Here is a 19,763-nt window from a genome sequence, read left to right as displayed (position 1 = left end):
CCTGAGCGTGGACGACATGTATCAACAGCACGCGAGTACGCCGGGTGCACGGGCCTGGCTTGGTCTCCTTGTCGTCCTGGGGCCGGTACTGCTGGTCTCGATGGACGGGTCGATCCTCTTCCTGGCGATGCCCCGGATCAGCGGAGCACTGGCGCCGACGGCCGAGCAGGCCCTGTGGATCCTGGACGTCTACGGCTTCGCCGTCGGATCCCTGCTCATCGCGTTCGGCGACCTCGGCGACCGATACGGCAGGCTGCGGCTCCTCATGATCGGCACGGCGGTCTTCGGGCTGGCGTCCGCGGCCGCGGCGTTCGTCCCCGACGCGGGACTGCTCATCGCCGCTCGTGCGCTGATGGGCGTCGCCGGGGCCACCCTGCTCCCCTCCGCCCTGGCGGTGGTGAGCGAGCTGTTCGCCGACCCGCGGCGCCGCGCACAGGCCATCGGAATCTTCGCGGCCGCGTTCGCCGCCGGCTTCGCCATCGGCCCGGTCCTCGGTGGCGTGCTGCTGGAGAGCTTCTGGTGGGGATCGGTCTTCTTGGTCAACCTGCCCGTCGTCGCCGTGTTCCTGGTCCTCGCGCCGGTCCTGCTCGGTGAGGTCCGCGCGACTCGGCCCGGCCGCGTCGACGTCACCAGCGTCGTGACCTCCGCTGCCGGCCTGCTGCTCGCGATCTACGCGCTGAAGCGCGTCGCGGCCGAAGGTCTCTCGCTCCTCCCCGTCCTGGCGGCCCTGACCGGAGCGGTGCTTCTGGTGTGGTTCGCGACCCGGCAGCGGCGCCTGCGACATCCACTGATGGATTTCTCCCTGTTCGGTGACCGCACCTTCACCGTCGCGATCGTCACCGGGCTGCTGCCCCTGGCGGCATGGTCCGCGACCGCCTACCTGGCGGGCGTCTACCTCCAGTCGGTCCTGGGCCTTGCGGTCCTGCACGCCGCCCTGCTCGCACTACCCGGAGCCGCGGTGCTCACCCTCACCTGCATCATCACGCCGGCCGTGGTCGACCGCATCGGCAAACGCACCACCCTGCTCGTCTGCCATCTCTCCATCGCCGCCGGGCTGCTGCTCCTGCTCCCCACCACCGTCCACGGTGGCGCCGGCTGGTACATCGCCTCCACCGTCGTCGCGGGACTCGGCTACGGCCTCTCCTTCGCCCTCGTCGCGGACACCGCCGTCGGCGCGGTCCCGCCGGAGCGCGCCGGCGCGGCCGGAGCCATCGCCGAGACCAGCAACGAGATCGGCAACGCCCTCGGCATCGCGCTCCTCGGCTCGCTCGCCGCACTCGTCTTCCGGCTCCAGGGCCCGGCCTTCGCCCCGACCCTCGGCGAGACACTCCAGATCCCGGAACTGACGGCCACTCAGGCCGACGATGCGAAGTCCGCCTTCGTCGTCGGACTGCACGCGGCGGTCGCCGTGGCGAGCCTCCTGCACGTCGTCCTCGGCGTGCTCGCATCTCGCTGGCTGCCCAGACAGAGCAAGAGCAATTCGTCGCCCTCCCCAGGCGCGCCCGCCGATCTCGCGGAGAGGGAGGCGCGCTGAGCCAGGCCGGCCCTAGTCCGCTTCGACGAGCCTAGCGAGGTTGTCCAGGGCCATTCGCGTGCCGGTCTCGTTGTCGGCGGCGGGCACCGCGTCGGGCATGCCCTCGTGCACGACGAGAACCTCCGTGCCCCCATCGACCTCGGTGAGCGTCGTGGTCATCGTCATCTCGCCCTGGAAGGCGGGATCGCCGGTCTCGAACTCGAACACCTCGACCACGCGCTCGCCGGGCACGAGCTCCGCGAACCGCCCGTGGTAGGTGTCGGTGCGCGCCGACGACTTGCCGGCGCCGGTCGGCGCGTCGTAGGTGAGCGAGATCCGGAACGCGCCGCCCTCGCGGGCGTCGAACTCGTGCACCTCGCCGGTCATGCCGTCCGGCACCCGCCATCTCCTGATCGCGTCCGCGTCGACGAGCGCCCGGTAGACGTCCGAAGGACGGGCTTTCACGTGCCGCGACACCCGCGTCGAGTACATGCGCCGACCCTATCCGCAGGGTGTGTCAGGACACGTGGCGAGCCGGGCGGCCGGTTCAGGGGCGGCGGGCGCGGAAGGCGCGCCGGTAGTCGGTCGGCGGGACGCCGACGTGCCGGGTGAAATGGCGCCGCAGGTTCGCGGCCGAGCCCAGGCCGCTGCGGCGGCTCACCTGGTCGACGGGCAGGTCGGTGGATTCGAGCAGGGCGCGGGCGCGGCCGAGGCGCTGGTCGAGGAGCCACCGGGACGGGGTGGTCCCGGTGTGGGCGGTGAAGCGGCGGGCGAACGTCCGCGGGCTCATCCGCGCCCGCCGGGTGAGGTCCGTGACGGTCAGCGGCTCGTCCAGGCGCGCGGCGGCCCACTGCAGGACCGGGCCCAGCCCGTCCCCGTCGGTGCGGGGCACGGCGAGCTCGACGTACTGGGCCTGGCCGCCGGGGCGGTGCGCCGGGACCACCATGCGCCGGGCGACCTGGTTGGCGACGTCCGCGCCGAGGTCACGGCGGACGATGTGCAGGCACAGGTCGAGCCCGGCGGTGCGTCCGGCGCTGCTGAGCACGTCCCCCTCGTCCACGTAGAGCACCGAGGCGTCCACCCGGACCCGCGGGTACCGGCGCTGCAACGTGCCGGCGAACATCCAGTGGGTGGCGGCGGACCGTCCGTCCAGGATTCCGGCGGCGGCGAGGGCGAACGCGCCGGTGCACAGCGACACGATCCGCGCGCCGGCGCGGTGCGCGGACGCGAGCGCGGCGGTCAGCCCGGGCGGCACCGGGCGGTCGGACTCCACGTGGGCGTACGGCAGCGCGGGGACGACCACCATGTCGGCGCCGGCCAGGCCGTCGAGCCCGTGCCCCGCGCCGAGGGTGAAGCCGAACTCCAGGTGCACGTCCCCCGGCTCGGTCGAGCACAGCCGCAGGCCGTACCACGGGACGTCCGGGTCGGCCCGCGCCGAGCGGAAGACCTGGCAGGCGATCCCGACCTCGAAGAACGGCATGTCGTCGAGCAGGACGAGGGCGACGGAGGCGCGCGTCATAGCCGCCCAACTTATGGCAGAAAGCGTGCGCATGTCGGCAGATCAGCCACTCGTGGCCGCCGCGCCGGGCTGCGACCGTGGAGGCCCGCCCCTCCCGAACGAAGGAAACGAGCCATGTCCGAGGCCCCCGGCGCCGCGCCGGCCCCCGCGGCGGACCTCCGCTGCTCCGTCGTCGAACTGCGGCAGTACACCCTCCGGCCCGGGGCCCGGCCCGTCCTGACCGATCTCTTCGACCGCGAGTTCGTCGAGACCCAGGAGGCCGCCGGGATGCGCGTCATCGGGCAGTTCCACGACGAGGCCGACCCGGACCGGTACGTGTGGCTGCGCGGCTTCCCCGGCATGGAGGCGCGGAAGGCGGCGCTCACCGCCTTCTACCTGGAGGGCGCGGCGTGGAGGGAGCACGGCATGGCCGCCGCCGCCACCATGGTCGACTCCGACGACGTCCTGCTGCTGCGGCCGGTGGGGCCCGGCTCCGGCTTCCCGCCCGCGGACGGGCGGCCGCCGGTCGGAGCGGCGCCTCCCGAGTCCCGGGTCATGGCGACGATCCTGCATCGCGGAGCACCCGTCGACGCCGCGTTCGCGGCGCACTTCGACGCCACGATCGCACCGTTCATGGCCGGTCTCGGCGCCGCTCCCGTCGCCCGCTTCCAGACCGAACCGGCCGAGAACACCTTTCCCCTCCTCCCCGTGCGGACGGGCGAGAACGTCTTCGTCTGGTTCGCGGTCTTCGAGAACGCCGCTCACCTGCGCGACCACCTCGACCGGCTGGCCCGGTCACCGGAGTGGACCGAGCGGCTCCTGCCCGCCCTCGCCGCGGACTCCGCGGCGCCACCGGAACGGCTGACCCTGGCCCCCACCGCCCGCTCCGCACTCCGCTGAGCCGTCCCGCACCCGGAACACCTCGTCCGATTTGCGCGCCTTGACAGCGGCGGTCCCCCCGGCAACGATCACTCGCAGGGGTGGCAGCACGGAGGTCACCCAACACGCCAATCAACAAGGACACTGAGATGGCCGAGCAGAAGAACCCGCAGCGTTTCGACAACCCGACGCAAGGCATGGGTGACAACAACGCGAACATGCTCAAGAACCAGGCGGAGCTGTCGCCGACCGGCAAGGTCGACGTCCAGTCCGGCCACAACGGCGACCACCACACGATCACGACGGTGAGCGGCAGCCAGTCCGCCGCCGAGATCAAGGCGCAGGTGGAGGCGGCGCGGAAGCAGTGATCCGCGCCTCCTGACACTCTGAGAGCAACTTCCGAGGCCCTGGGGAGCACCACCGTCCCCAGGGCCTCTTCCCGTCTTTTTTGTGTCGTGGACGCACCGGCCGGTGGGCGGGCGGTCCGGCTTGTAGTGTTCTCGGCGTGTTCATGGGGCGAGACCGCGAGCTCGACCACCTCACCGGGCTGCTCAGGGACGCCCGCGCCGGGCGGAGCAGGACCGTGGTGGTCCAGGGCGAGGCGGGGATCGGCAAGACGGCCCTGGTCGAACAGGTCGCGGCGGCCGCCGGGGACATGCGGGTCCTCCGCGGGATCGGCGTCGAGTCCGAGAGCGAGCTCGCGTTCGGCGGGCTGCATCTGATGCTGCACCCCTACGGCGACCGGTTCGACGCCCTGCCCGAGCAGCAGGCGGCGGCGCTGCGGTCGGCGTTCGGCCTCGGCGCGGGCCCGGCGGGCGACCGCTTCCTGATCGGCGCGGCCACGCTCACGCTGCTGTCGGAGCTGGCCGCCGACCGCCCCCTGGTGTGCCTGGTCGACGACGCGCAGTGGCTGGACACCGCGTCGCTGGACGCCCTGCTGTTCGCCGCCCGCAGGCTCGGCGCCGACCCCATCTCCATGATCTTCACGGCCCGGGACGGCGCCCGCCCCTTCCCCGACCGCGGGCTGGAGGTGCTGCGGCTGACCGGCCTGGACCGCGGGGCCGCCGAGGACCTGGTGATGGCGCACGCCCCCGGGCTGACCGTGCCGGTGCGCGAGCGCCTGCTGGACGAGGCGGCCGGCAACCCGCTCGCGCTGATCGAACTGGGGAACGCCCTGCGGTCGCGGCCCGCCCGCCCCGCCGGGCCGCTGCCGGTGGGCGGCCGGGTGCAGGAGACGTTCCGGCGCCGGCTGGCCGAGCTGCCGGACGCCACACGCCGGCTGCTCCTGGTGGTCGCCGCCGACGGCACCGCCGACCTCGGCATCGTGCTGCGCGCCGGGGACGCGCTCGGCCTGACGCCCGCCGACCTCGGGCCCGCCGAGGAGGCCGGGCTCGTGGTCCTGGACGGTGGTGAGGTGCGGTTCCGCCACCCGCTCATCCGCGCCGTCACCTACCAGGACGCGGCGCACCACCGGCGGATCGACGTGCACGGCGCCCTGGCGAGCGTGCTGCCCGGAGACGAGCACGCCGACCGGCGCGCCTGGCACTTGGCGGCGGCCGCGACCGGCCCCGACGAGCGCGTCGCCGCCGAGCTCGAACGGGTCGCGCACCGCGCCGAGCTGCGCGGCGGGACGGCCGCCGTCGCCACCGCCTACGAGCGCGCCGCGCGGCTCAGCACCGAGCCGGAGGGCAAGGCCCGGCGGCTCGTCCACGCGGCGCGGGCCTCCTACGACGCCGGCCGGCCCGACCAGGCCGCCCGCCTCGCCGAGGAGGCCGAGCACCTCAGCGCCGAGGACGGGGTCGTCGCGGAGGCCACCTTCATCCGCGCCCAGGTCGCCTACGAGCGCACCTCGCCCGCCGCCGACGCCGAGCTGGCGCTGCGGGGCGCGGCGCTCATCGCCGGGAGCGATCCCGAGCAGGCGGTCGCCATGCTGACGGAGGCCGTCTGGGCCGCACGGGACGCGGGCGCCCACGACCTGGTGCGGCGCAGCGTCGAGCTGCTCGGGACGGTGCGGCTGCCGGACGGCTCACCGAAGGCGCCGGTGACCGCCGCGCTGATCGCCTACGGTCGGCTCGCGGACGGCGTGCCAGGGGCCGTCCCCCCGATGCGGGCCCTCTTCGAGGCCGCGCGGAGCGGCGAGGTCGAGGAGGCCGTCGAACTCGTCATCGGCGGGTTCATGGGCCTGCTCGTGGCCGACGACCGCGGCGCCACCGGGCTGCTGGAGCGGATGGCCGCGCAGGCCAGGGCCCGCGGCGCGCTCGGCTGGCTCCCCTACATCCTGGAGGCCCTCGCGATCGGGCGGGTGCTGCTCGGCGACCTGCGCGGCGCGGACGCGGCGGCGGCCGAGGGCATGTCGCTGGCCGCCGACATCGGCATGGACACGCAGGTGACCGCGCTGCGGTGCATCGTGGTGCGGCTGGAGTCGGACGCCGTCCGCAGCCGGGCCCTGGCGGCGGGCGTCCTCAAGCACTCCGACCTGCACCCGACCAACACCGCGCTCGCGTCCTGGGGCCTCGGGCTGCTCGACCTCGCCGAGGGGAACGCCGGAGCCGCCCTGGAGCGGCTGGACGCGGTGTGCTCGGGCCCGTCCCGGCACGACGTGCTGATCCGCGCCGTCCCGGACCACGCGGAGGCGGCGGTGCGCGCCGGGCGCCCGGACCTGGCCCGCGCCCACCTTCCCGCGTTCGAGGCGTGGGCGGCGGCCACGTCGAGCACGGCCCTGATCTCCCGCTGCCGCGCCCTGCTCGCCACCGGGGACGAGGCCGGCGAGCACTATCGCGCCGCCCTCGGCCTGCACGGCGACCGCGCCTACGACGCCGCGCGGACCCGGCTGCTGTACGGCGAGTGGCTGCGCCGCCGGCGCCGCCGCCCCGAGGCCCGGGAGGAGCTGACCGCGGCGCGGGAGGCGTTCACCCGGCTCGGCGCCGAGTGCTGGGCCGAGCGCGCCCGCGCGGAGCTGGAGGTCCTCGGGGACCGTCCGGCGGCGCGGTCCGGGGACGCCGACCCCCTGAAACGGCTGACCCCGCAGGAGCTCCAGGTCGTGCGGCTCGCCGCCGCCGGGCTCAGCAACCGGGAGATCGGCGCGCAGCTCTACCTCAGCCCCCGCACGGTCGGGCACCACCTCTACAAGGCGTACCCGAAGATCGGCGTCACCCGCCGCGTGGAGCTGGCCCGGCTGGTATCGGACACATGACTTAGGCCTGCCGCCGCGCCCGCGGGGACCGCCTTCCCCGCGCCTCTCCCCGGCCCGGTTCAGCCGTGCCGACCTGGGCTGTTGAACACCCGTTCGATGACCGATGCGGGCCGTCCGTCCGCGCTCGTAGCGTCGTGGCACCTCAGACGAACGGAGAACCACGATGCTTCTGGAGAACAAGACCGCGGTCGTCTACGGCGGAGGCGGCGCCATCGGCGGCGCCATGGCGCGCGGTTTCGCGGCCGAGGGCGCGCGGGTGTTCCTCGCCGGCCGCACCCCCGCCAAGCTCGACGCCGTCGCCGAGGAGATCCGGGCCGCGGGCGGCCTCGCCGAGACGGCGCGCGTGGACGCCCTGGACGAGGACGCCGTGAACGGCTGGGTCGACTCGGTCGTGGAGACGGCCGGCAGCGTCGACGTGTCGGTCAACGCCATCTCCCAGGACGCCCTGTTCATGCCCCTGCTCGACATGCCGGCGGCGGACTTCGGCCGGGCCATGGACAAGGTCGCCCGCTCGTTCCTGGTGACCACGCGGGCCGCCGCGCGGCACATGGTCAAGCAGAACTCGGGGGTGATCCTGCACTTCGGCGGCTCCGACCCCGCCAACCGGCTGCCCGGCATCGGGACGGTGCAGATCGGCTGCGACATGGTGGAGGCGATACGCCGCCAGTGGGCCTGCGAGCTCGGACCGCACTCGGTCCGCGTCCTGTCGATGCGCACCGGCGGCATCCCCGAGTCCATGCCGAACATCCCGGACATGGAGCCGGTCAAGCAGCAGATGGTGGACGCCACCCTGCTCAAGCGCGCCGCGACGCTCGCCGACGTCGGCCGCGTCGCCGCCTTCCTGGCCTCCGACCACGCCGCCAGCCTGACCTCCACGCAGGTCAACATCTCCGCCGGCGCCCTGGTCGACTGACGCGGGACCGTCCTCGCGCCGTCCGGCCGATCCCGCGTCCCGCGCACGGGCGGACGGCGCGACGGGGGCGATGACGCCTCACCGCTCCGGCGGAGCCACGATCCGGGCCCACCGGCGCAGGCGAGGCGTCATCTCGGCGTGTCCTCCCCGCTCAGCCGCGGCCGCCCGGCTTCGGGACGAAGGAGGAGGCCATCAGGGCGCCCCAGCCCGTGATCTGGCCCCGCTTCAGGGGCAGCAGGCCGGGCTCCCGGTGGTCCTTCACCGCGATGGCGCGGAAGCCCAGGTAGGCGTAGGTCTTCGGATCGATGAGGATCTCACTGCGCAGGTAGCCGTTCTCGACGCGGTAGAGCGTCACCCCCCGGCGATGCCCGAGATCGGCGGCCGCGGGCTCGTAGCGCACGCCGGGGATCCTCGCGGCGGCGCCGTACAGCGCCGCCTCGATCTTCGCGGGGAGGACGGCGTCGCGCATGTACTGGGAGACGAGCTCGAACGCCGTGGAGTCGCGCTCTTCGGCTGTCGGCGGCTTCGGCTTCGCCTTCTTCATCAGGGCGTGCTTCTCGCGCGTCCGCTTCGGCAGCCCCTCCGGGATCGGCTTGCCCCACTCGGCGAGACGCCGGGCGTACTCGGCGTCGATCGTCTTGTAGATCCGGGCGAGCACCGCGCCCGGGTCGGTGGGCAGCGAGAGCAGTTCGGGATAGGTCGGGGTGTACTTCGAGCCCTTGGCGACGCGCAGCCTGCCGTCCTCGATCACGGCGAACCGCCTGCCGTCCGTCCGGCGCCACAGTTCCTGGGTGCGGGTCTTGTCCGGGGCGCCGAAGAGGGGCCGTCCGCCGCCTTCCTGGGTCTCGGCGTAGACCGTCTTCAGGTAGGCCCACTGCGCCGGACCGATCTTCGGAACGGGCTTGGTCGCAGCGACCAGGGCGGCGTTGTGGGCCAGATCCTGGGGGGCGCCGACCGGACGCAGGGCCAGGGCGCCGGGCTCCCGCTCGTCCCGGCCGCCGACGGTGACGGCGGTGGCGGCGGCGATCGCCAGCGCCCCGGCGAGGGCTCCGGCCGTGAGGAGGCGCCGGCGGGCCCGCCACGGCCGGGCCGGGGAGGCGGGCGCCCCGTCACTGAGGCGGACGCGCAGGCGGGCCTTGGCCAGGCGGTCGTACTCGGGGACGTCCGGGCGGCCCTCGCGGAACAGGGTGATCTCGTCGGTGGTCATGTCGCGTTCTCCTGGAGGGGGTGGGCGCCGCCGAACGCGCGGTGCAGCTTCTTGCGGATCCGGTGCAGGCGGGACTTGATCGTGCCGAGGGGGACGCCGAGGGCCTGGGCCGCCTCCTCGTAGCTCAGGTCGGCCCAGGCGATGAGCAGGAGCAGGTCGCGGTCGGCGGCCGAGAGCCGGGTGAGCGCCGCGGCGAGCTCGGGCCGGAGCCGGCCCGCCGCGACCCTGGCGGTGCTGCGCTCGTCGAAGGCCTCCTCCGGCCGGTCCGGCGCCGCGCGGGCCATCGCCCTGGTGCGGCGGGCCTCGGCGCGGCGGTGCTCGCGCAGGGCGTGCGTGGCGATCCCGTAGAGCCACGGGCGCGCGTCCGGCCGGCCGGGGTCGTACCGTCCGCGTTTGCGGAAGGCGGTCAGGAACGTCTCCGCGACGACGTCCTCGGCCATGTCGGGGCCGAGGCGGCGGGCGACGTAGCGGTGGATCTCGTCGCCGTGCCGGTCGAAGAGGTCCGCGAAGCGCTCGGGTCGCCGGAGCGACTCCCGCAGGACCGCGGCGTCGGTCGGCGGGCCTGGAGGGACGTCCGGCTCCGTCCCCGAAGGTGCGGTCATCATGTGACTCGTCCGTTCACAGGGGTCCTTTCGGTGGGCTTTCACCCGGTACTCGGCCGGTCGCGCCGGACGGGTTCCCTCCGCCTGTGGAGCGGGACGAGTGCACGCCTTGGCGTCGGTCGCCGGTCAGGCGGACGGGCCTTGGGCTTCGGCGCGCAGGGCCCCGGCGATGGCGTCCTGCCAGGCCGCCAGGAAGGCGGGGTATCCGTCGGCGAAACGCCGCAGGTCGGCGGCTCCGTCGCCGGAGAGCGCGGTGAGCTCGTAGGTGACGGTCACGTCGCTGTGGTCGCCTGCCCGGTCCAGGACGACGGAGACCGTTCCCGCGCTGACGCCCGGGGTGACGCGCGCGTAGCGGATGCGCCGGCCGGGGGTCGCGTCCACGACGATCCAGGTGGTGGTCCGGCCGTGGTCGAGGGTCTGGAAGACCGTCCCGGGCTCGGCGTCGTCGGCGACGGGCGCGGGGAAGGACGGCGCCCATCGCGGCACCCACCGCCGCTCTCCCCGCGCGGTGAACAGGGGGAACGCCTCGTCCGGAGGCAGCGCGACCGCCAGGCGGCCGGTGAGCCGGTGCCGGGCGCCGCTCATCGCGTCTCGTCCAGGGCGTGCGCGTCCGCCGCGGTCAGCGTCAGGCCGTAGACGTCCTTGAGCTGCTCGATCTTGGCGAGCGTCTCCGGCGCGAAGGGGGCCTTTCCCTCGAAGGCGTGCAGGGCGATCCCCTCGACCAGGTCGCCCAGGGACAGGTCGAGGTACTCGGCCAGCGCCTTGAGGACCTTGAGCACGTTGCGCTCGATCCGCACACCGGTCTGCACCCGCTCAACTTTTACCATGGTACCAAGTTACCAATTCACCCGGCGCGGGGTGGCCAGACCCGGAGGATCACCTCTACCTTGGACGACCACGCGATCTTCGGACATGGCGGGCGGAAGGGAGGGAGCACATGCCGGAACCTTCGGCCGCGCCCGGCGAAGAGCCATCGCTGGAAGGGCAGGCGACGGAAGGGCGGGCGACGGTCGGCCCGCCGAGCCGGCCGAGGTGGGCGGCCTGGCTCGTCCCGGGCTACGCGATCTCCTACGGGCTCGTCCTGCCGGCCTTCAGCGACGACTTCTGGTGGCTCGGGATCCCCGGGATGCTCGGGCTCGCGTGCGTGGTGCTCATGGCGCTGCACGTGCTGCTCGAAGGGCCGTTCCGCCGTGCCGTCCCCTACGCCACGGACGGCACCGACCGCCGGGGCCCGGTGAAGCACCACTACAAGGTCCTGATCGGGCGTTACCTCGTGCTGGTGGCGGTCGGCGCCCCGATGGTCGTCGTGCCGCTCGCCGTGGACGTCCGCTACCTCTACCCGTTCGTCGGCACGGGCATGATGGCACTGCTGCTGGGGACGAGGTTCTGGCTCCCCCAGATTCTCTACCTACGCAAGTGCGACCGCGTACTGAAGGTCTACGACTTCGAGTTCCGCTCCCCGGTGAAGAAGTCGAACCTGCGCGGCAACGGGGTACGGTCCCTGACCATGGGCGCCGCCGGCTCACCGCGCATGTCGGCCCGGGAGCCGCTGTTCTCCGACCGTTGGCCGAGGGGGATCGAGCGCGGAGTATGGTTCGCCGGAGACGACCCCTTCGGCGGGGTGATCCTCGTCCCGGACACCGGTGAGCTGATGTACATGCAGCCGGAGGTCTGGGCGGCCCAGGACACGGCCCGGCGGCAGGCCGCGCACAAGCGCCGGGAGAAGGCGCGCCAGGCCGGGCTGGCACGCAAGTCGATCTAGCCGCCCGGGGCCGTCCCGCGGCTACGGCGTGATGACGAGCTTGCCGCGCGTGTGCCCGCCGCGGCTGGCGTCGAAGGCCTCGCCCACCTTCTCCAGCGGGTACGTCCCGGCGACCTCCACCGTGAGCGCGCCGTGGTCGGCCATGGCCGCGAGCTCCGCCAGCTTCGCGCCGCTGGGGCGGACCCAGATCCAGTGGCCGCCGTGCTGTTCGACCGTGTCGTCGGCGACCGACACGTGCCGCCCGCCCTCCGCCAGGACGGCGAGCGTGGCGTCGAGCTGGCCGCCCACGAAGTCGGCGACGGCGGTCACCCCGTCGGGCGCGAGGTCGCGGACGCGCTCGACCAGGCCGTCCCCGTAGACGACGGGCTCGGCGCCGAGGCCGCGCAGGAAGTCGTGGTTCCGCTCGGAGGCCGTGCCGATGACGCGGGCGCCGCGGTCCCGTGCGATCTGGACGGCCTGGCTCCCCACCCCGCCGGACGCCGCGTGGATCAGCAGGACATCGCCCGGACCGACCTCCAGCCGGTCGAGGGAACGCTGCGCGGTCATCCCGACGAGCGGCAGCCCACCGGCCTGGTTCCAGTCGAGAGACGCGGGCTTGCGCGCCACATCGTCCGCCGCGACGGCGACATACTGCGCGAACGTCCCGGCGCCGACCACGTCCTTGCGGGCGTAGGACATGACCTCGTCGCCGTCCGCGAACTCCGGCGTGTCGGGGCCGCGGCCCCGCACCACACCGGCGACGTCCCAGCCGGGGATGACGGGGAACATCGTGTCCATCATCCCGTCCAGGCCGCCGGCCATGACCTTCCAGTCGACGGGGTTGACCCCCGCCGCGCGGACCTCGATCAGGACCTGCCCCGGGCCGACCTTCGGATCCGGGACGTCCCCGACCTTCAGGCGGGAGTTGTCAGTGGCATAGGAGTCATAGGTGACGGCGCGCATGCCCTCAACCTGCCACCCGGCCCGCCCGGCAAACATGGCGCCGTCGCGTAGGAATCCTCCTACGCTTGACATGTAGGCAAACTCCTACATATCTTCGGGCGCATGAACATCACGCATGTGCGGCTGCTGACCGTGCCGGTCTCCGACCAGGACGCGGCCAGGGACTTCTACGCGACCAAGCTCGGCTTCGAGGTGGTGGTGGACCGCTCGATGGGCCCGATGCGCTGGCTCCAGATGGCGCCGAAGGGCGCGGAGACGAACGTCGTCCTGGCGAACCATGTGCCCGGCGCAGCGCCCGGCGGCGTGCACGGTCTGATGCTGGAGACGACCGACCTCGACGCGGACTGCGAGCACCTGCGCGACGCGGGTGTGCGGGTCGAAGGCCCGCAGGACCTCCCCTGGGGCCGTCAGGCCACGCTGACCGACCCCGACGGCAACGGCATCGTGCTGGCCGCGCGGTGACGGCGGACGTCTTCGCGGCCCTGGCCAGCCCCGTCCGGCGGGAGCTCACCGCCCTCCTGCTGGACGGGCCGCGCCCGGTCAACGACCTCGCGGCGCACTTCGCGATGAGCCGCCCGAGCGTGTCGGAGCACCTCAAGGTGCTGCGCGACGCCGGACTGGTCAGCGAGCGCCGCGACGGCCGGCAGCGCCTCTACAGCCTGGAGCCCGCGCCGCTGCGGGAGCTCTCGCAGTGGCTCACCCCATACGAGCGGTTCTGGCGGGAGAAGCTCTCCGGCCTGCGCGACCTGCTGGACGAGGAGGAGCTGTGACCTCGCCGACGAGAACCACAGCACCAGCCTGGGCCTTCTGTGCGTGAGGTGCCTGCCCCCGAACGAGCCCCCGCCCGTCTTGCGGAGCCCGCTCTGTGCCACGTACTCGCCCTGGAACACCTCGCCGGCGCCGCACGCGCCGCACTGCCCGTAGCGCATATCCCCATTCGTCATGAGAGCACCCTAGGATTCGCGCACGGTGACGGGCATCGTCATAACGTGACGGCACCGCCCGAGAGCAACGGCCCCGCCGTCCGCACATACCCACGTCGGGGCGGCGCCCCGAAGGCCGCAAGCTTCCCCGGCCACAGGGCCGCCCCTTCGGCCCGGTGGCGTACGTGGGCGCGTACCGGACGGCGCGGCGCGGGTCCTCCCTCAGGGCGCGGCGCGCCTCAGGCACTACGTCTTGCGAGCGCCGACCGAGACCGTCGGGAACGTCCTGAGGCCGGGCGCCGTCACCGTCGCCGTTTCCGCCAGATGAGACATGGGAGAGGGAGAACATGAGTGGTGAGCGGGCCTCGATCGAGGTGGACGAGTTCCTGCCGCATCCGCCGGCGAAGGTGTGGCGAGCGCTCACCGAGCCGGACCTGCTGGCCCGGTGGCTGATGCCGAACGACTTCAAGGCCGTCGTCGGGCACCGCTTCACGTTCACCGCCACGCCGATCCCGGCGGTCGGCTTCGACGGGACGATCGCGTGCCGCGTCCTCGACGTCGAGGACGCGGCACTGCTGCGCATCAGCTGGCGCGGCGGCGGCCTCGACACGACGGTGACGTGGCGGCTTGTGCCCGAGGGGCGCGGTACGCGCCTGTTCGTCGAGCACGCGGGCTTCGACCTGGACGACCCCGTCAACGCCCACGCCTTCCGGGGCATGGGCAGCGGCTGGCGCTCCAACATTCACCGCTCCCTGCACGACCTCCTCACCGACCTTCCCTGACCCACCCGCCCTGAGCGAGAACCCCGCACCGGCCCACTCGGCCGTGCTGCGGCTCGACCACACGGGATGTCGGACACGGCCGGGCCTCCGGACGCTGCCGACGCGCGCACGAGCGAAGGCGTTCGGTGGCCCCGGCCCGCGCCGAGACCGACAGCGCGCCCCCGCCCGGAGGGGGCGGAGGCGCGGGCGCGGGGGCGGGGTTCCGGGCTGGGGCGGTTGCGGCATTCGGTCAGGCGACGGGCTCCAGGGGCGGGTCGTCGGCGAACTGGGTGTGGTAGAGGTCGGCGTAGCGGCCGTCCGCGGCGAGGAGCTCCTCGTGCGTGCCGCGCTCGACGATGCGGCCGCTCTCCACGACGAGGATCAGGTCGGCGGCGCGGACCGTCGACAGGCGGTGCGCGATGACCACGGCGGTGCGGCCGTCGAGGGCCTCGGTGAGGGCCTCCTGGACCGCGGCCTCGGAGGTGGAGTCGAGGTGCGCGGTGGCCTCGTCGAGGATCACGACGCGCTGGCGGGCGAGCAGGAGCCGCGCGATGGTGAGGCGCTGGCGCTCACCGCCGGACAGGCGGTAGCCCCGCTCGCCGACGATCGTGTCGAGGCCGTCGGGCAGGCCCTCGATGAGGGCGTCGAGCCGGGCGCGGCGCAGGACGTCCCAGAGCTCCTCCTCGGACGCCTCGGGGCGGGCCAGCAGGAGGTTCTCGCGGATCGACTCGTGGAACAGGTGCCCGTCCTGCGTCACCATGCCGAGCGTGTCGCGGATGGCCTGGAACGACAGGTCGCGGACGTCGACGCCGCCGAGCCGGACGGCGCCGGAGTCGACGTCGTAGAGGCGCGGCAGCAGTTGCGCGATCGTCGACTTGCCCGCGCCGGACGAGCCGACCAGGGCGACCATCTGGCCGGGCTCGGCGCGGAACGACATGTCGTGCAGGACGTCGACGCCGCCCCGGGTGTCGAGGGTGGCGACCTCTTCGAGGGAGGCGAGGGAGACCTTGTCGGCCGACGGGTAGGCGAAGGTGACGTGGTCGAACTCGACGGCCACCGGGCCCTCGGGCACGTCGCCGGGCTCGGGCTTCTCGGCGACGAGCGGCTTGAGGTCGAGCACCTCGAAGACCCGCTCGAAGCTGACGAGCGCGCTCATCACCTCGACGCGGGAGCTGGCCAGGGCGGTCAGCGGCGCGTAGAGGCGGGTGAGCAGCAGGGCGAGGGCGACGACGGCGCCGGCGTCGAGGTGGCCGCGCAGGGACAGGAACCCGCCGACGCCGTAGACGAGCGCGAGGGCGAGCGCCGAGACCATGGTCAGCGCCGTGATGAAGACGTGCTGCACCATCGCGGTGCGGACGCCGATGTCGCGGACGCGGCGGGCCCGGGCGGCGAACTCGGCCGACTCTCGGGCCGGGCGCCCGAACAGCTTCACCAGCGTCGCGCCGGGGGCGGAGAACCGCTCGGTCATCTGGGTGCTCATCGCGGCGTCGTGCGCCGCGGCCTCGCGTTCGAGCTTCGCCAGGCGGGAGCCCATCCGGCGGGCCGGGAGGACGAACACGGGCAGCAGGACCAGCGCCAGCAGAGTGATCTGCCAGGAGATCCGCACCATCACGGCGAAGGTGAGGAGCACCGTCACGAGGTTGCTGACCACTCCGGAGAGGGTGTCGCTGAACGCGCGCTGGGCGCCGATCACGTCGTTGTTGAGCCGGCTGACCAGGGCGCCGGTGCGGGTCCGGGTGAAGAACGCGACCGGCATGCGCTGCACGTGGTCGAACACGGACGTGCGCAGGTCGAGGATCAGCCCCTCGCCGATGCGCGCGGAGAGCCACCGGTTGAGGAGCCCGAGGGAGCCCTCGGCCAGCGCCAGAACCGCGATCACGATGGCGAGCCACACGACCGTGGACGTGGAGTCATGGTCGACGATCGCGTTGACGACCCATCCGGCGAGGACGGGCGTCGCGACGGCGATGACCGCCATCACCACGCTGAGCAGGAGGAAGGCCGTGAGTATGCCCCGGTGGGGGCGGGCGAAGCGGGCGATGCGGCCCAGCGTCGCCCGGGAGAACGGCCTGCTGTCCCTCGCGTTCATGGCGTGGTGCAGCGACATCCACGCCGTGACTTCCATGTCCATGGAGACCCCTGTGATCGTTAGCCTGGAACAGCAAGCATGCGACCTCAAGAAAGGTTGAGGTCAAGCCGCCGCAGGATCCCAGGGTCCCGCGGGGGTACGACAATTCCGCGAGGGGAAGGCTGCCTGTGGACATCGACGAACTCCGGTCCGACACTCCCGGCTGCGCGAAGGTGGCCCATCTCAACAACGCCGGGGCCGCGCTGCCGCCCCGTCCCGTCATCGACGCCGTCGCCGGGCACTTCGAACTGGAGTCGCTGATCGGCGGATACGAGGCCGCCGAACGCAACGAGGCGGCCATCGCGCACTTCTACGACGCCGTCGCCCGGCTGCTGGGCGCCCGCCCCGACGAGATCGCCTTCGTGGAGAACGCCACCCGGGCATGGGACATGGCGTTCTACGCGATCCCCTTCGCCGAGGGCGACCGCATCCTGACGACGACGAGCGAGTACTCCAGCAACGCGATCGCCTACCAGCAGGTGGCGGCGGCCAAGGGCGCCCGCGTGGAGGTCGTCCCGGACGAGGCCGACGGCACCCTCTCGCTGGACGCGCTGGAGGCCGAACTCGCCAAGGGCGACGTCCGGCTGGTGTCGCTGAACCACATTCCCACCCACAACGGGCTCATCAACCCGGCCGCCGAGGTCGGGCGGCTGTGCCGCGCGCACGGCGTCCTGTTCCTCCTGGACGCGTGCCAGTCGGTGGGGCATCTCGCCGTGGACGTCGAGGAGATCGGCTGCGACATCCTGTCGGCGACGGGGCGCAAGTTCCTGCGCGGCCCGCGCGGCACGGGCTTCCTCTACGTCCGGCGCGACATCCTGCGGACGCTCGTCCCGCCGTTCCTCGACCTCCAGGCCGCCGACTGGAAGGCGCCGGACGGGTTCGAGCTGCGCGACGACGCCCAGCGGTTCGAGACGTGGGAACGGCACGTCGCCGGGCAGATCGGGCTGGGCGTCGCCGCCGACTACGCGGCCGGCCTCGGGATGGAGTGGATCGAGGACCGCGTCCTTGGCCTCGCCGCCCGGCTCAGGGAGGAACTCGCCGAACGGCCCGGGATCACCGTCCTGGACCGGGGCGCGCGGCCGTCCGGCATCGTCACGTTCACCGTGGACGGACGCGAGCCGGCCGCCGTCAAGGCGGCGGCCAGGGAGCGGGGCGTCAACGTCAACGTGACCGACCCGCTCTCGCACGGATACGACCCGCACGCCCGTCCGTCGGCCGTGCGGGCCTCCGTGCACTACTACAACACCGACGAGGAACTGGAGCTGCTCCTGTCCGTGCTGTAGGCGGGCATGTCAGCCGTTGGAGCGCGCCGCACTGATGTCGGCGAGCGCCGAGGCCGAGTCCTTCTCGATCGCCAGGTCGCCGATGGACACGATGCCCACCGGACGGCCGTCCTCGATGACGGGGAGCCGCCGGACGGACCGCTCGCGCATGATCTGCGCGGCCTTGTCGAGGGAGTCGTCGGGCCCCACCGTCGCGGTCACCTTGCTGGCGATCTGGCCGATCTTGGCCTGGGCGGGGTCGCCGCCTGCGGCGAGCCCGCGCACCACCAGGTCGCGGTCGGTGACGACGCCCTTCAGGTCGTCGCCCTCCGCCACCAGGACCGCACCGATCTCCTCGTCGCGCATCGCGCGCGCCACGGTGACGATGTCGAGCTCCGGCGACACCGACGTAGGCGAGCCGGTCATGATGTCGCGGACTTTCGTGGCCATCGCTCACTCACTCCTTGCTCGTGGGTCGTAGCCGGGAACGATGCGGCCCCTACCCCTCAGACCGGGCGTCACTCATCGCGTCAGGAAGGGCGCGAGCACCCTCCGGGCGGCGGCCTCGTCCAGCACGAGCCGGTTCGGGTCCGAGGGGGCGGGACGGACGGGGATCGTGGCCGCGGCGACGCCGCCGCTCCCGTCGTACCCGCGCGCGAGCGCGCGCAGCGCCCCGGCGTCCAGCCGCGGCGTGCTGTCGATCGAACGGGCCGCGACGGCGAGGAAGCGCGCGAACCGGATCGGGTCCTTCGCCATGACCACCCCGGCCTGCCGCGCCGCCGAGGCGAGGAACTGCTGCTGGCGCCGGACGCGGTCGAGGTCCGAGCCGTCCCCGAGGCCGTGCCTGGTCCGGACGTAGGCGAGCGCCTGCTTCCCTCTCAGCCGGTGCCGGCCCGGGGGAAGGCTCAGCCCCGACTTGGCGTCGTCGACCGCCGTCGGCAGCGTCACCTCCACCCCGCCGAGGGCGTCCACCATCCGCGTGAAGCCACCGAAGTCGATCACTATGGTCTGGTCGATCCGGACGCCGGTCAGCGACTCCACCGTCCTGCGCGTGCAGGCGGCGCCGCCCCTCGGGAACGCCGTGTTGACCAGCGCCTGCCGCCCTCTGGCCCGGCCGCAGGCGGGCATCGGCACGAGCACGTCCCGCGGGATGCTCACCACCCGCGGCCTCTTCCGGTCGGCGGGGACGTGCACGAGCATCAGGGTGTCCGAGCGCGACGCGCCGCCGTAGCGGGCGTCCAGCCCGATGACCAGCACGTTCAGCGCCGTTCCCGCGGCGGGCGCGGTCGAGCCGGTCGCCGCCGGCCGCGCGTCCCGCCCGTGCAGGAGGACCGCCGGGACGAGGATCGCCGCGGCCGTCACCGCCGCGACCACGCCGAGCAGCGTCCACCGCACCATGCCCGTCACCCCTGCCATGCCCGTCACTCCCGCCATGCCCGTCCAGCGCCCCCTGCCGCGGCGCCCGTGCCGCGCCTCGTCCAGCAGCCGGCCGCGCTGGCGGGCGAGGGACGGCGGCGGCTCGTGCTCCAGGTCGCGGCCGAGGCCGCGGATCAGGTCGAGATCGTCCATGGTCACGCCTCCTCGCGGGTCGGGTCGGTGTCGCCGAGCGCCGCGCGCACCTTGCGCCGCGCCCGGTTGAGGCGGGAGCGGACCGTGCCGACCGGGATGCCGAGCGCCCGCGCCGCCTCCTCGTAGGACAGGTCGCCCCAGGCCACCAGGAGCAGGACGTCCAGGTCGCGGCGCGCCAGGCCGGACAGCGCCGCCGCCAGCGCGGGGCGGGTCGCCGACGCGGTCACCCCGGCCGCGACGCGGTCGTCGGGCCCCTCGACGGGGCCGTCCACGGGGCTGCGCCGCAGTGCCCGGTAGCGCGCGGCCTCCGCCCGGTGGTGCCGCGCCACCAGCTTCGTCGCGATGCCGAACAGCCACGGCCGCGCGTCACGCTGCTCCAGGTCGTAGCGGTTCCGCTTGCTGAACGCGACCAGGAACGTCTCCCCGACGACGTCCTCCGCCGCCTCCGGCCCGAGCCTGCGGGAGACGTACCGGTAGATCATCGCTGAGTAGCGGTCGAACAGCGCGGCGAACGCCTCGGGGTCGGCGAGCGATCTCTCGACGAGATCGGCGTCGCCCTCCCGAGCCGTCGGGGGAACGGTCATCGCGGCCACCATGGCATGCGCACCGGG

Annotated in this window: 21 protein-coding genes; 10 read left to right on the top strand and 11 right to left on the bottom strand. The window is 73.6% G+C overall.

Annotated elements, in window-relative coordinates; translation table 11 throughout:
- The first annotated feature begins 16 nt into the window (after positions 1-16).
- A complete protein-coding gene (locus AB0C87_RS11245; RefSeq protein WP_360577243.1) occupies positions 17-1,534 on the top strand; it encodes an MFS transporter in 1,518 nt (505 codons plus the stop codon).
- A 12-nt stretch (positions 1,535-1,546) separates the two neighbouring features.
- Here AB0C87_RS11245 and AB0C87_RS11240 read toward each other — a convergent pair whose 3' ends face one another.
- Positions 1,547-2,005, bottom strand: coding sequence for an SRPBCC domain-containing protein (locus AB0C87_RS11240; protein WP_353835388.1), 459 nt, complete (start codon positions 2,003-2,005; stop codon positions 1,547-1,549).
- A gap of 55 nt (positions 2,006-2,060) precedes the next feature.
- Positions 2,061-3,032 carry a helix-turn-helix domain-containing protein gene (locus tag AB0C87_RS11235; protein ID WP_345181537.1) on the bottom strand — a complete coding sequence of 324 codons (972 nt, stop codon included), beginning with the start codon at positions 3,030-3,032 and terminating at the stop codon, positions 2,061-2,063.
- A gap of 114 nt (positions 3,033-3,146) precedes the next feature.
- Between AB0C87_RS11235 and AB0C87_RS11230 the strand changes: the two genes are divergently transcribed.
- The 4 genes from AB0C87_RS11230 to AB0C87_RS11215 all read left to right on the top strand — a co-directional run bounded on the left by AB0C87_RS11230 (position 3,147) and on the right by AB0C87_RS11215 (position 7,996).
- Positions 3,147-3,911 carry an NIPSNAP family protein gene (locus AB0C87_RS11230; protein ID WP_360577242.1) on the top strand — a complete coding sequence of 255 codons (765 nt, stop codon included), beginning with the start codon at positions 3,147-3,149 and terminating at the stop codon, positions 3,909-3,911.
- 128 nt (positions 3,912-4,039) lie between these two features.
- Entirely contained in the window at positions 4,040-4,258 is a 219-nt protein-coding gene (locus tag AB0C87_RS11225) for a hypothetical protein (RefSeq protein ID WP_360350864.1), read from the top strand.
- Positions 4,259-4,401: 143 nt separating this feature from the next.
- Positions 4,402-7,083 carry an AAA family ATPase gene (locus AB0C87_RS11220; RefSeq protein ID WP_360577327.1) on the top strand — a complete coding sequence of 894 codons (2,682 nt, stop codon included), beginning with the start codon at positions 4,402-4,404 and terminating at the stop codon, positions 7,081-7,083.
- Between the two features lie 163 nt (positions 7,084-7,246).
- Entirely contained in the window at positions 7,247-7,996 is a 750-nt protein-coding gene (locus AB0C87_RS11215; protein ID WP_360577241.1) for an SDR family oxidoreductase, read from the top strand.
- Between the two features lie 151 nt (positions 7,997-8,147).
- Here the strand turns inward: AB0C87_RS11215 and AB0C87_RS11210 are convergent, their stop codons facing one another.
- From AB0C87_RS11210 to AB0C87_RS11195, 4 genes are all read right to left on the bottom strand, one after another.
- The gene (locus tag AB0C87_RS11210; RefSeq protein WP_345181545.1) at positions 8,148-9,203 is read right to left on the bottom strand and encodes a CU044_5270 family protein; all 1,056 of its coding nucleotides are present in this window, start codon (positions 9,201-9,203) and stop codon (positions 8,148-8,150) included.
- The gene (locus tag AB0C87_RS11205) at positions 9,200-9,808 is read right to left on the bottom strand and encodes an RNA polymerase sigma factor (protein WP_345181547.1); all 609 of its coding nucleotides are present in this window, start codon (positions 9,806-9,808) and stop codon (positions 9,200-9,202) included. The genes AB0C87_RS11210 and AB0C87_RS11205 overlap by 4 nt, the downstream gene beginning before the upstream one ends.
- A 123-nt stretch (positions 9,809-9,931) precedes the next feature.
- Positions 9,932-10,390, bottom strand: a complete 459-nt coding sequence (locus AB0C87_RS11200) for an SRPBCC family protein (protein ID WP_353835295.1) — start codon at positions 10,388-10,390, stop codon at positions 9,932-9,934.
- The gene (locus AB0C87_RS11195; protein WP_353835296.1) at positions 10,387-10,632 is read right to left on the bottom strand and encodes a hypothetical protein; all 246 of its coding nucleotides are present in this window, start codon (positions 10,630-10,632) and stop codon (positions 10,387-10,389) included. The genes AB0C87_RS11200 and AB0C87_RS11195 overlap by 4 nt, the downstream gene beginning before the upstream one ends.
- A 110-nt stretch (positions 10,633-10,742) precedes the next feature.
- Here AB0C87_RS11195 and AB0C87_RS11190 point away from each other — a divergent pair, with 110 nt between their 5' ends.
- Positions 10,743-11,567, top strand: coding sequence for a hypothetical protein (locus tag AB0C87_RS11190; RefSeq protein ID WP_345181553.1), 825 nt, complete (start codon positions 10,743-10,745; stop codon positions 11,565-11,567).
- 21 nt (positions 11,568-11,588) lie between these two features.
- Here AB0C87_RS11190 and AB0C87_RS11185 read toward each other — a convergent pair whose 3' ends face one another.
- Positions 11,589-12,509, bottom strand: coding sequence for an NADP-dependent oxidoreductase (locus AB0C87_RS11185; protein ID WP_345181555.1), 921 nt, complete (start codon positions 12,507-12,509; stop codon positions 11,589-11,591).
- Positions 12,510-12,611: 102 nt separating this feature from the next.
- On the opposite strand from AB0C87_RS11185, the gene AB0C87_RS11180 reads away from it, so the two are divergent.
- From AB0C87_RS11180 to AB0C87_RS11170, 3 genes are all read left to right on the top strand, one after another.
- Positions 12,612-12,971: a VOC family protein gene (locus AB0C87_RS11180; RefSeq protein WP_353835297.1), complete on the top strand. Its 360-nt coding sequence runs from the start codon at positions 12,612-12,614 to the stop codon at positions 12,969-12,971.
- Positions 12,968-13,279, top strand: coding sequence for a metalloregulator ArsR/SmtB family transcription factor (locus AB0C87_RS11175; protein WP_360577240.1), 312 nt, complete (start codon positions 12,968-12,970; stop codon positions 13,277-13,279). The genes AB0C87_RS11180 and AB0C87_RS11175 overlap by 4 nt, the downstream gene beginning before the upstream one ends.
- A 500-nt stretch (positions 13,280-13,779) precedes the next feature.
- On the top strand, positions 13,780-14,214 hold the full coding sequence (locus AB0C87_RS11170) for an SRPBCC domain-containing protein (protein WP_353835299.1): 435 nt from the start codon (positions 13,780-13,782) through the stop codon (positions 14,212-14,214).
- A gap of 229 nt (positions 14,215-14,443) precedes the next feature.
- Here AB0C87_RS11170 and AB0C87_RS11165 read toward each other — a convergent pair whose 3' ends face one another.
- Complete coding sequence (locus tag AB0C87_RS11165) at positions 14,444-16,324, bottom strand: ABC transporter ATP-binding protein (RefSeq protein WP_345181565.1); 1,881 nt, start codon at positions 16,322-16,324, stop codon at positions 14,444-14,446.
- A 125-nt stretch (positions 16,325-16,449) separates the two neighbouring features.
- On the opposite strand from AB0C87_RS11165, the gene AB0C87_RS11160 reads away from it, so the two are divergent.
- Positions 16,450-17,604, top strand: coding sequence for an aminotransferase class V-fold PLP-dependent enzyme (locus AB0C87_RS11160; protein ID WP_353835301.1), 1,155 nt, complete (start codon positions 16,450-16,452; stop codon positions 17,602-17,604).
- 9 nt (positions 17,605-17,613) lie between these two features.
- Here the strand turns inward: AB0C87_RS11160 and AB0C87_RS11155 are convergent, their stop codons facing one another.
- The 3 genes from AB0C87_RS11155 to AB0C87_RS11145 all read right to left on the bottom strand — a co-directional run bounded on the left by AB0C87_RS11155 (position 17,614) and on the right by AB0C87_RS11145 (position 19,736).
- The gene (locus AB0C87_RS11155) at positions 17,614-18,033 is read right to left on the bottom strand and encodes a CBS domain-containing protein (RefSeq protein ID WP_345181569.1); all 420 of its coding nucleotides are present in this window, start codon (positions 18,031-18,033) and stop codon (positions 17,614-17,616) included.
- Positions 18,034-18,105: 72 nt separating this feature from the next.
- Positions 18,106-19,152: an LCP family protein gene (locus AB0C87_RS11150; protein WP_360577239.1), complete on the bottom strand. Its 1,047-nt coding sequence runs from the start codon at positions 19,150-19,152 to the stop codon at positions 18,106-18,108.
- 2 nt (positions 19,153-19,154) lie between these two features.
- Positions 19,155-19,736 carry an RNA polymerase sigma factor gene (locus AB0C87_RS11145; protein WP_345181573.1) on the bottom strand — a complete coding sequence of 194 codons (582 nt, stop codon included), beginning with the start codon at positions 19,734-19,736 and terminating at the stop codon, positions 19,155-19,157.
- Between the last annotated feature and the right edge of the window lie 27 nt (positions 19,737-19,763).

This window comes from Actinomadura sp. NPDC048021 (genome assembly GCF_040653135.1).
GTDB classification, from domain to species: Bacteria; Actinomycetota; Actinomycetes; order Streptosporangiales; family Streptosporangiaceae; genus Spirillospora; species Spirillospora verrucosospora.
Note: the sequence above shows the minus strand (reverse complement) of the source record. Positions and strands in the feature narration are given on the sequence as shown.

Excerpts from the sequence above, each read along its gene's own strand:
- AB0C87_RS11200 (WP_353835295.1), bottom strand. The coding sequence starts at position 10,390 with ATGAGCGGCGCCCGGCACCGGCTCACCGGCCGCCTGGCGGTCGCGCTG.
- AB0C87_RS11210 (WP_345181545.1), bottom strand. The coding sequence starts at position 9,203 with ATGACCACCGACGAGATCACCCTGTTCCGCGAGGGCCGCCCGGACGTC.
- AB0C87_RS11240 (WP_353835388.1), bottom strand. The coding sequence starts at position 2,005 with ATGTACTCGACGCGGGTGTCGCGGCACGTGAAAGCCCGTCCTTCGGAC.
- AB0C87_RS11245 (WP_360577243.1), top strand. The coding sequence starts at position 17 with ATGTATCAACAGCACGCGAGTACGCCGGGTGCACGGGCCTGGCTTGGT.
- AB0C87_RS11150 (WP_360577239.1), bottom strand. The coding sequence starts at position 19,152 with ATGGACGATCTCGACCTGATCCGCGGCCTCGGCCGCGACCTGGAGCAC.
- AB0C87_RS11220 (WP_360577327.1), top strand. The coding sequence starts at position 4,402 with ATGGGGCGAGACCGCGAGCTCGACCACCTCACCGGGCTGCTCAGGGAC.
- AB0C87_RS11165 (WP_345181565.1), bottom strand. The coding sequence starts at position 16,324 with ATGGACATGGAAGTCACGGCGTGGATGTCGCTGCACCACGCCATGAAC.
- AB0C87_RS11145 (WP_345181573.1), bottom strand. The coding sequence starts at position 19,736 with ATGACCGTTCCCCCGACGGCTCGGGAGGGCGACGCCGATCTCGTCGAG.
- AB0C87_RS11205 (WP_345181547.1), bottom strand. The coding sequence starts at position 9,808 with ATGATGACCGCACCTTCGGGGACGGAGCCGGACGTCCCTCCAGGCCCG.
- AB0C87_RS11215 (WP_360577241.1), top strand. The coding sequence starts at position 7,247 with ATGCTTCTGGAGAACAAGACCGCGGTCGTCTACGGCGGAGGCGGCGCC.
- AB0C87_RS11225 (WP_360350864.1), top strand. The coding sequence starts at position 4,040 with ATGGCCGAGCAGAAGAACCCGCAGCGTTTCGACAACCCGACGCAAGGC.
- AB0C87_RS11155 (WP_345181569.1), bottom strand. The coding sequence starts at position 18,033 with ATGGCCACGAAAGTCCGCGACATCATGACCGGCTCGCCTACGTCGGTG.
- AB0C87_RS11180 (WP_353835297.1), top strand. The coding sequence starts at position 12,612 with ATGAACATCACGCATGTGCGGCTGCTGACCGTGCCGGTCTCCGACCAG.
- AB0C87_RS11170 (WP_353835299.1), top strand. The coding sequence starts at position 13,780 with ATGAGTGGTGAGCGGGCCTCGATCGAGGTGGACGAGTTCCTGCCGCAT.
- AB0C87_RS11235 (WP_345181537.1), bottom strand. The coding sequence starts at position 3,032 with ATGACGCGCGCCTCCGTCGCCCTCGTCCTGCTCGACGACATGCCGTTC.
- AB0C87_RS11230 (WP_360577242.1), top strand. The coding sequence starts at position 3,147 with ATGTCCGAGGCCCCCGGCGCCGCGCCGGCCCCCGCGGCGGACCTCCGC.
- AB0C87_RS11185 (WP_345181555.1), bottom strand. The coding sequence starts at position 12,509 with ATGCGCGCCGTCACCTATGACTCCTATGCCACTGACAACTCCCGCCTG.
- AB0C87_RS11195 (WP_353835296.1), bottom strand. The coding sequence starts at position 10,632 with ATGGTAAAAGTTGAGCGGGTGCAGACCGGTGTGCGGATCGAGCGCAAC.
- AB0C87_RS11190 (WP_345181553.1), top strand. The coding sequence starts at position 10,743 with ATGCCGGAACCTTCGGCCGCGCCCGGCGAAGAGCCATCGCTGGAAGGG.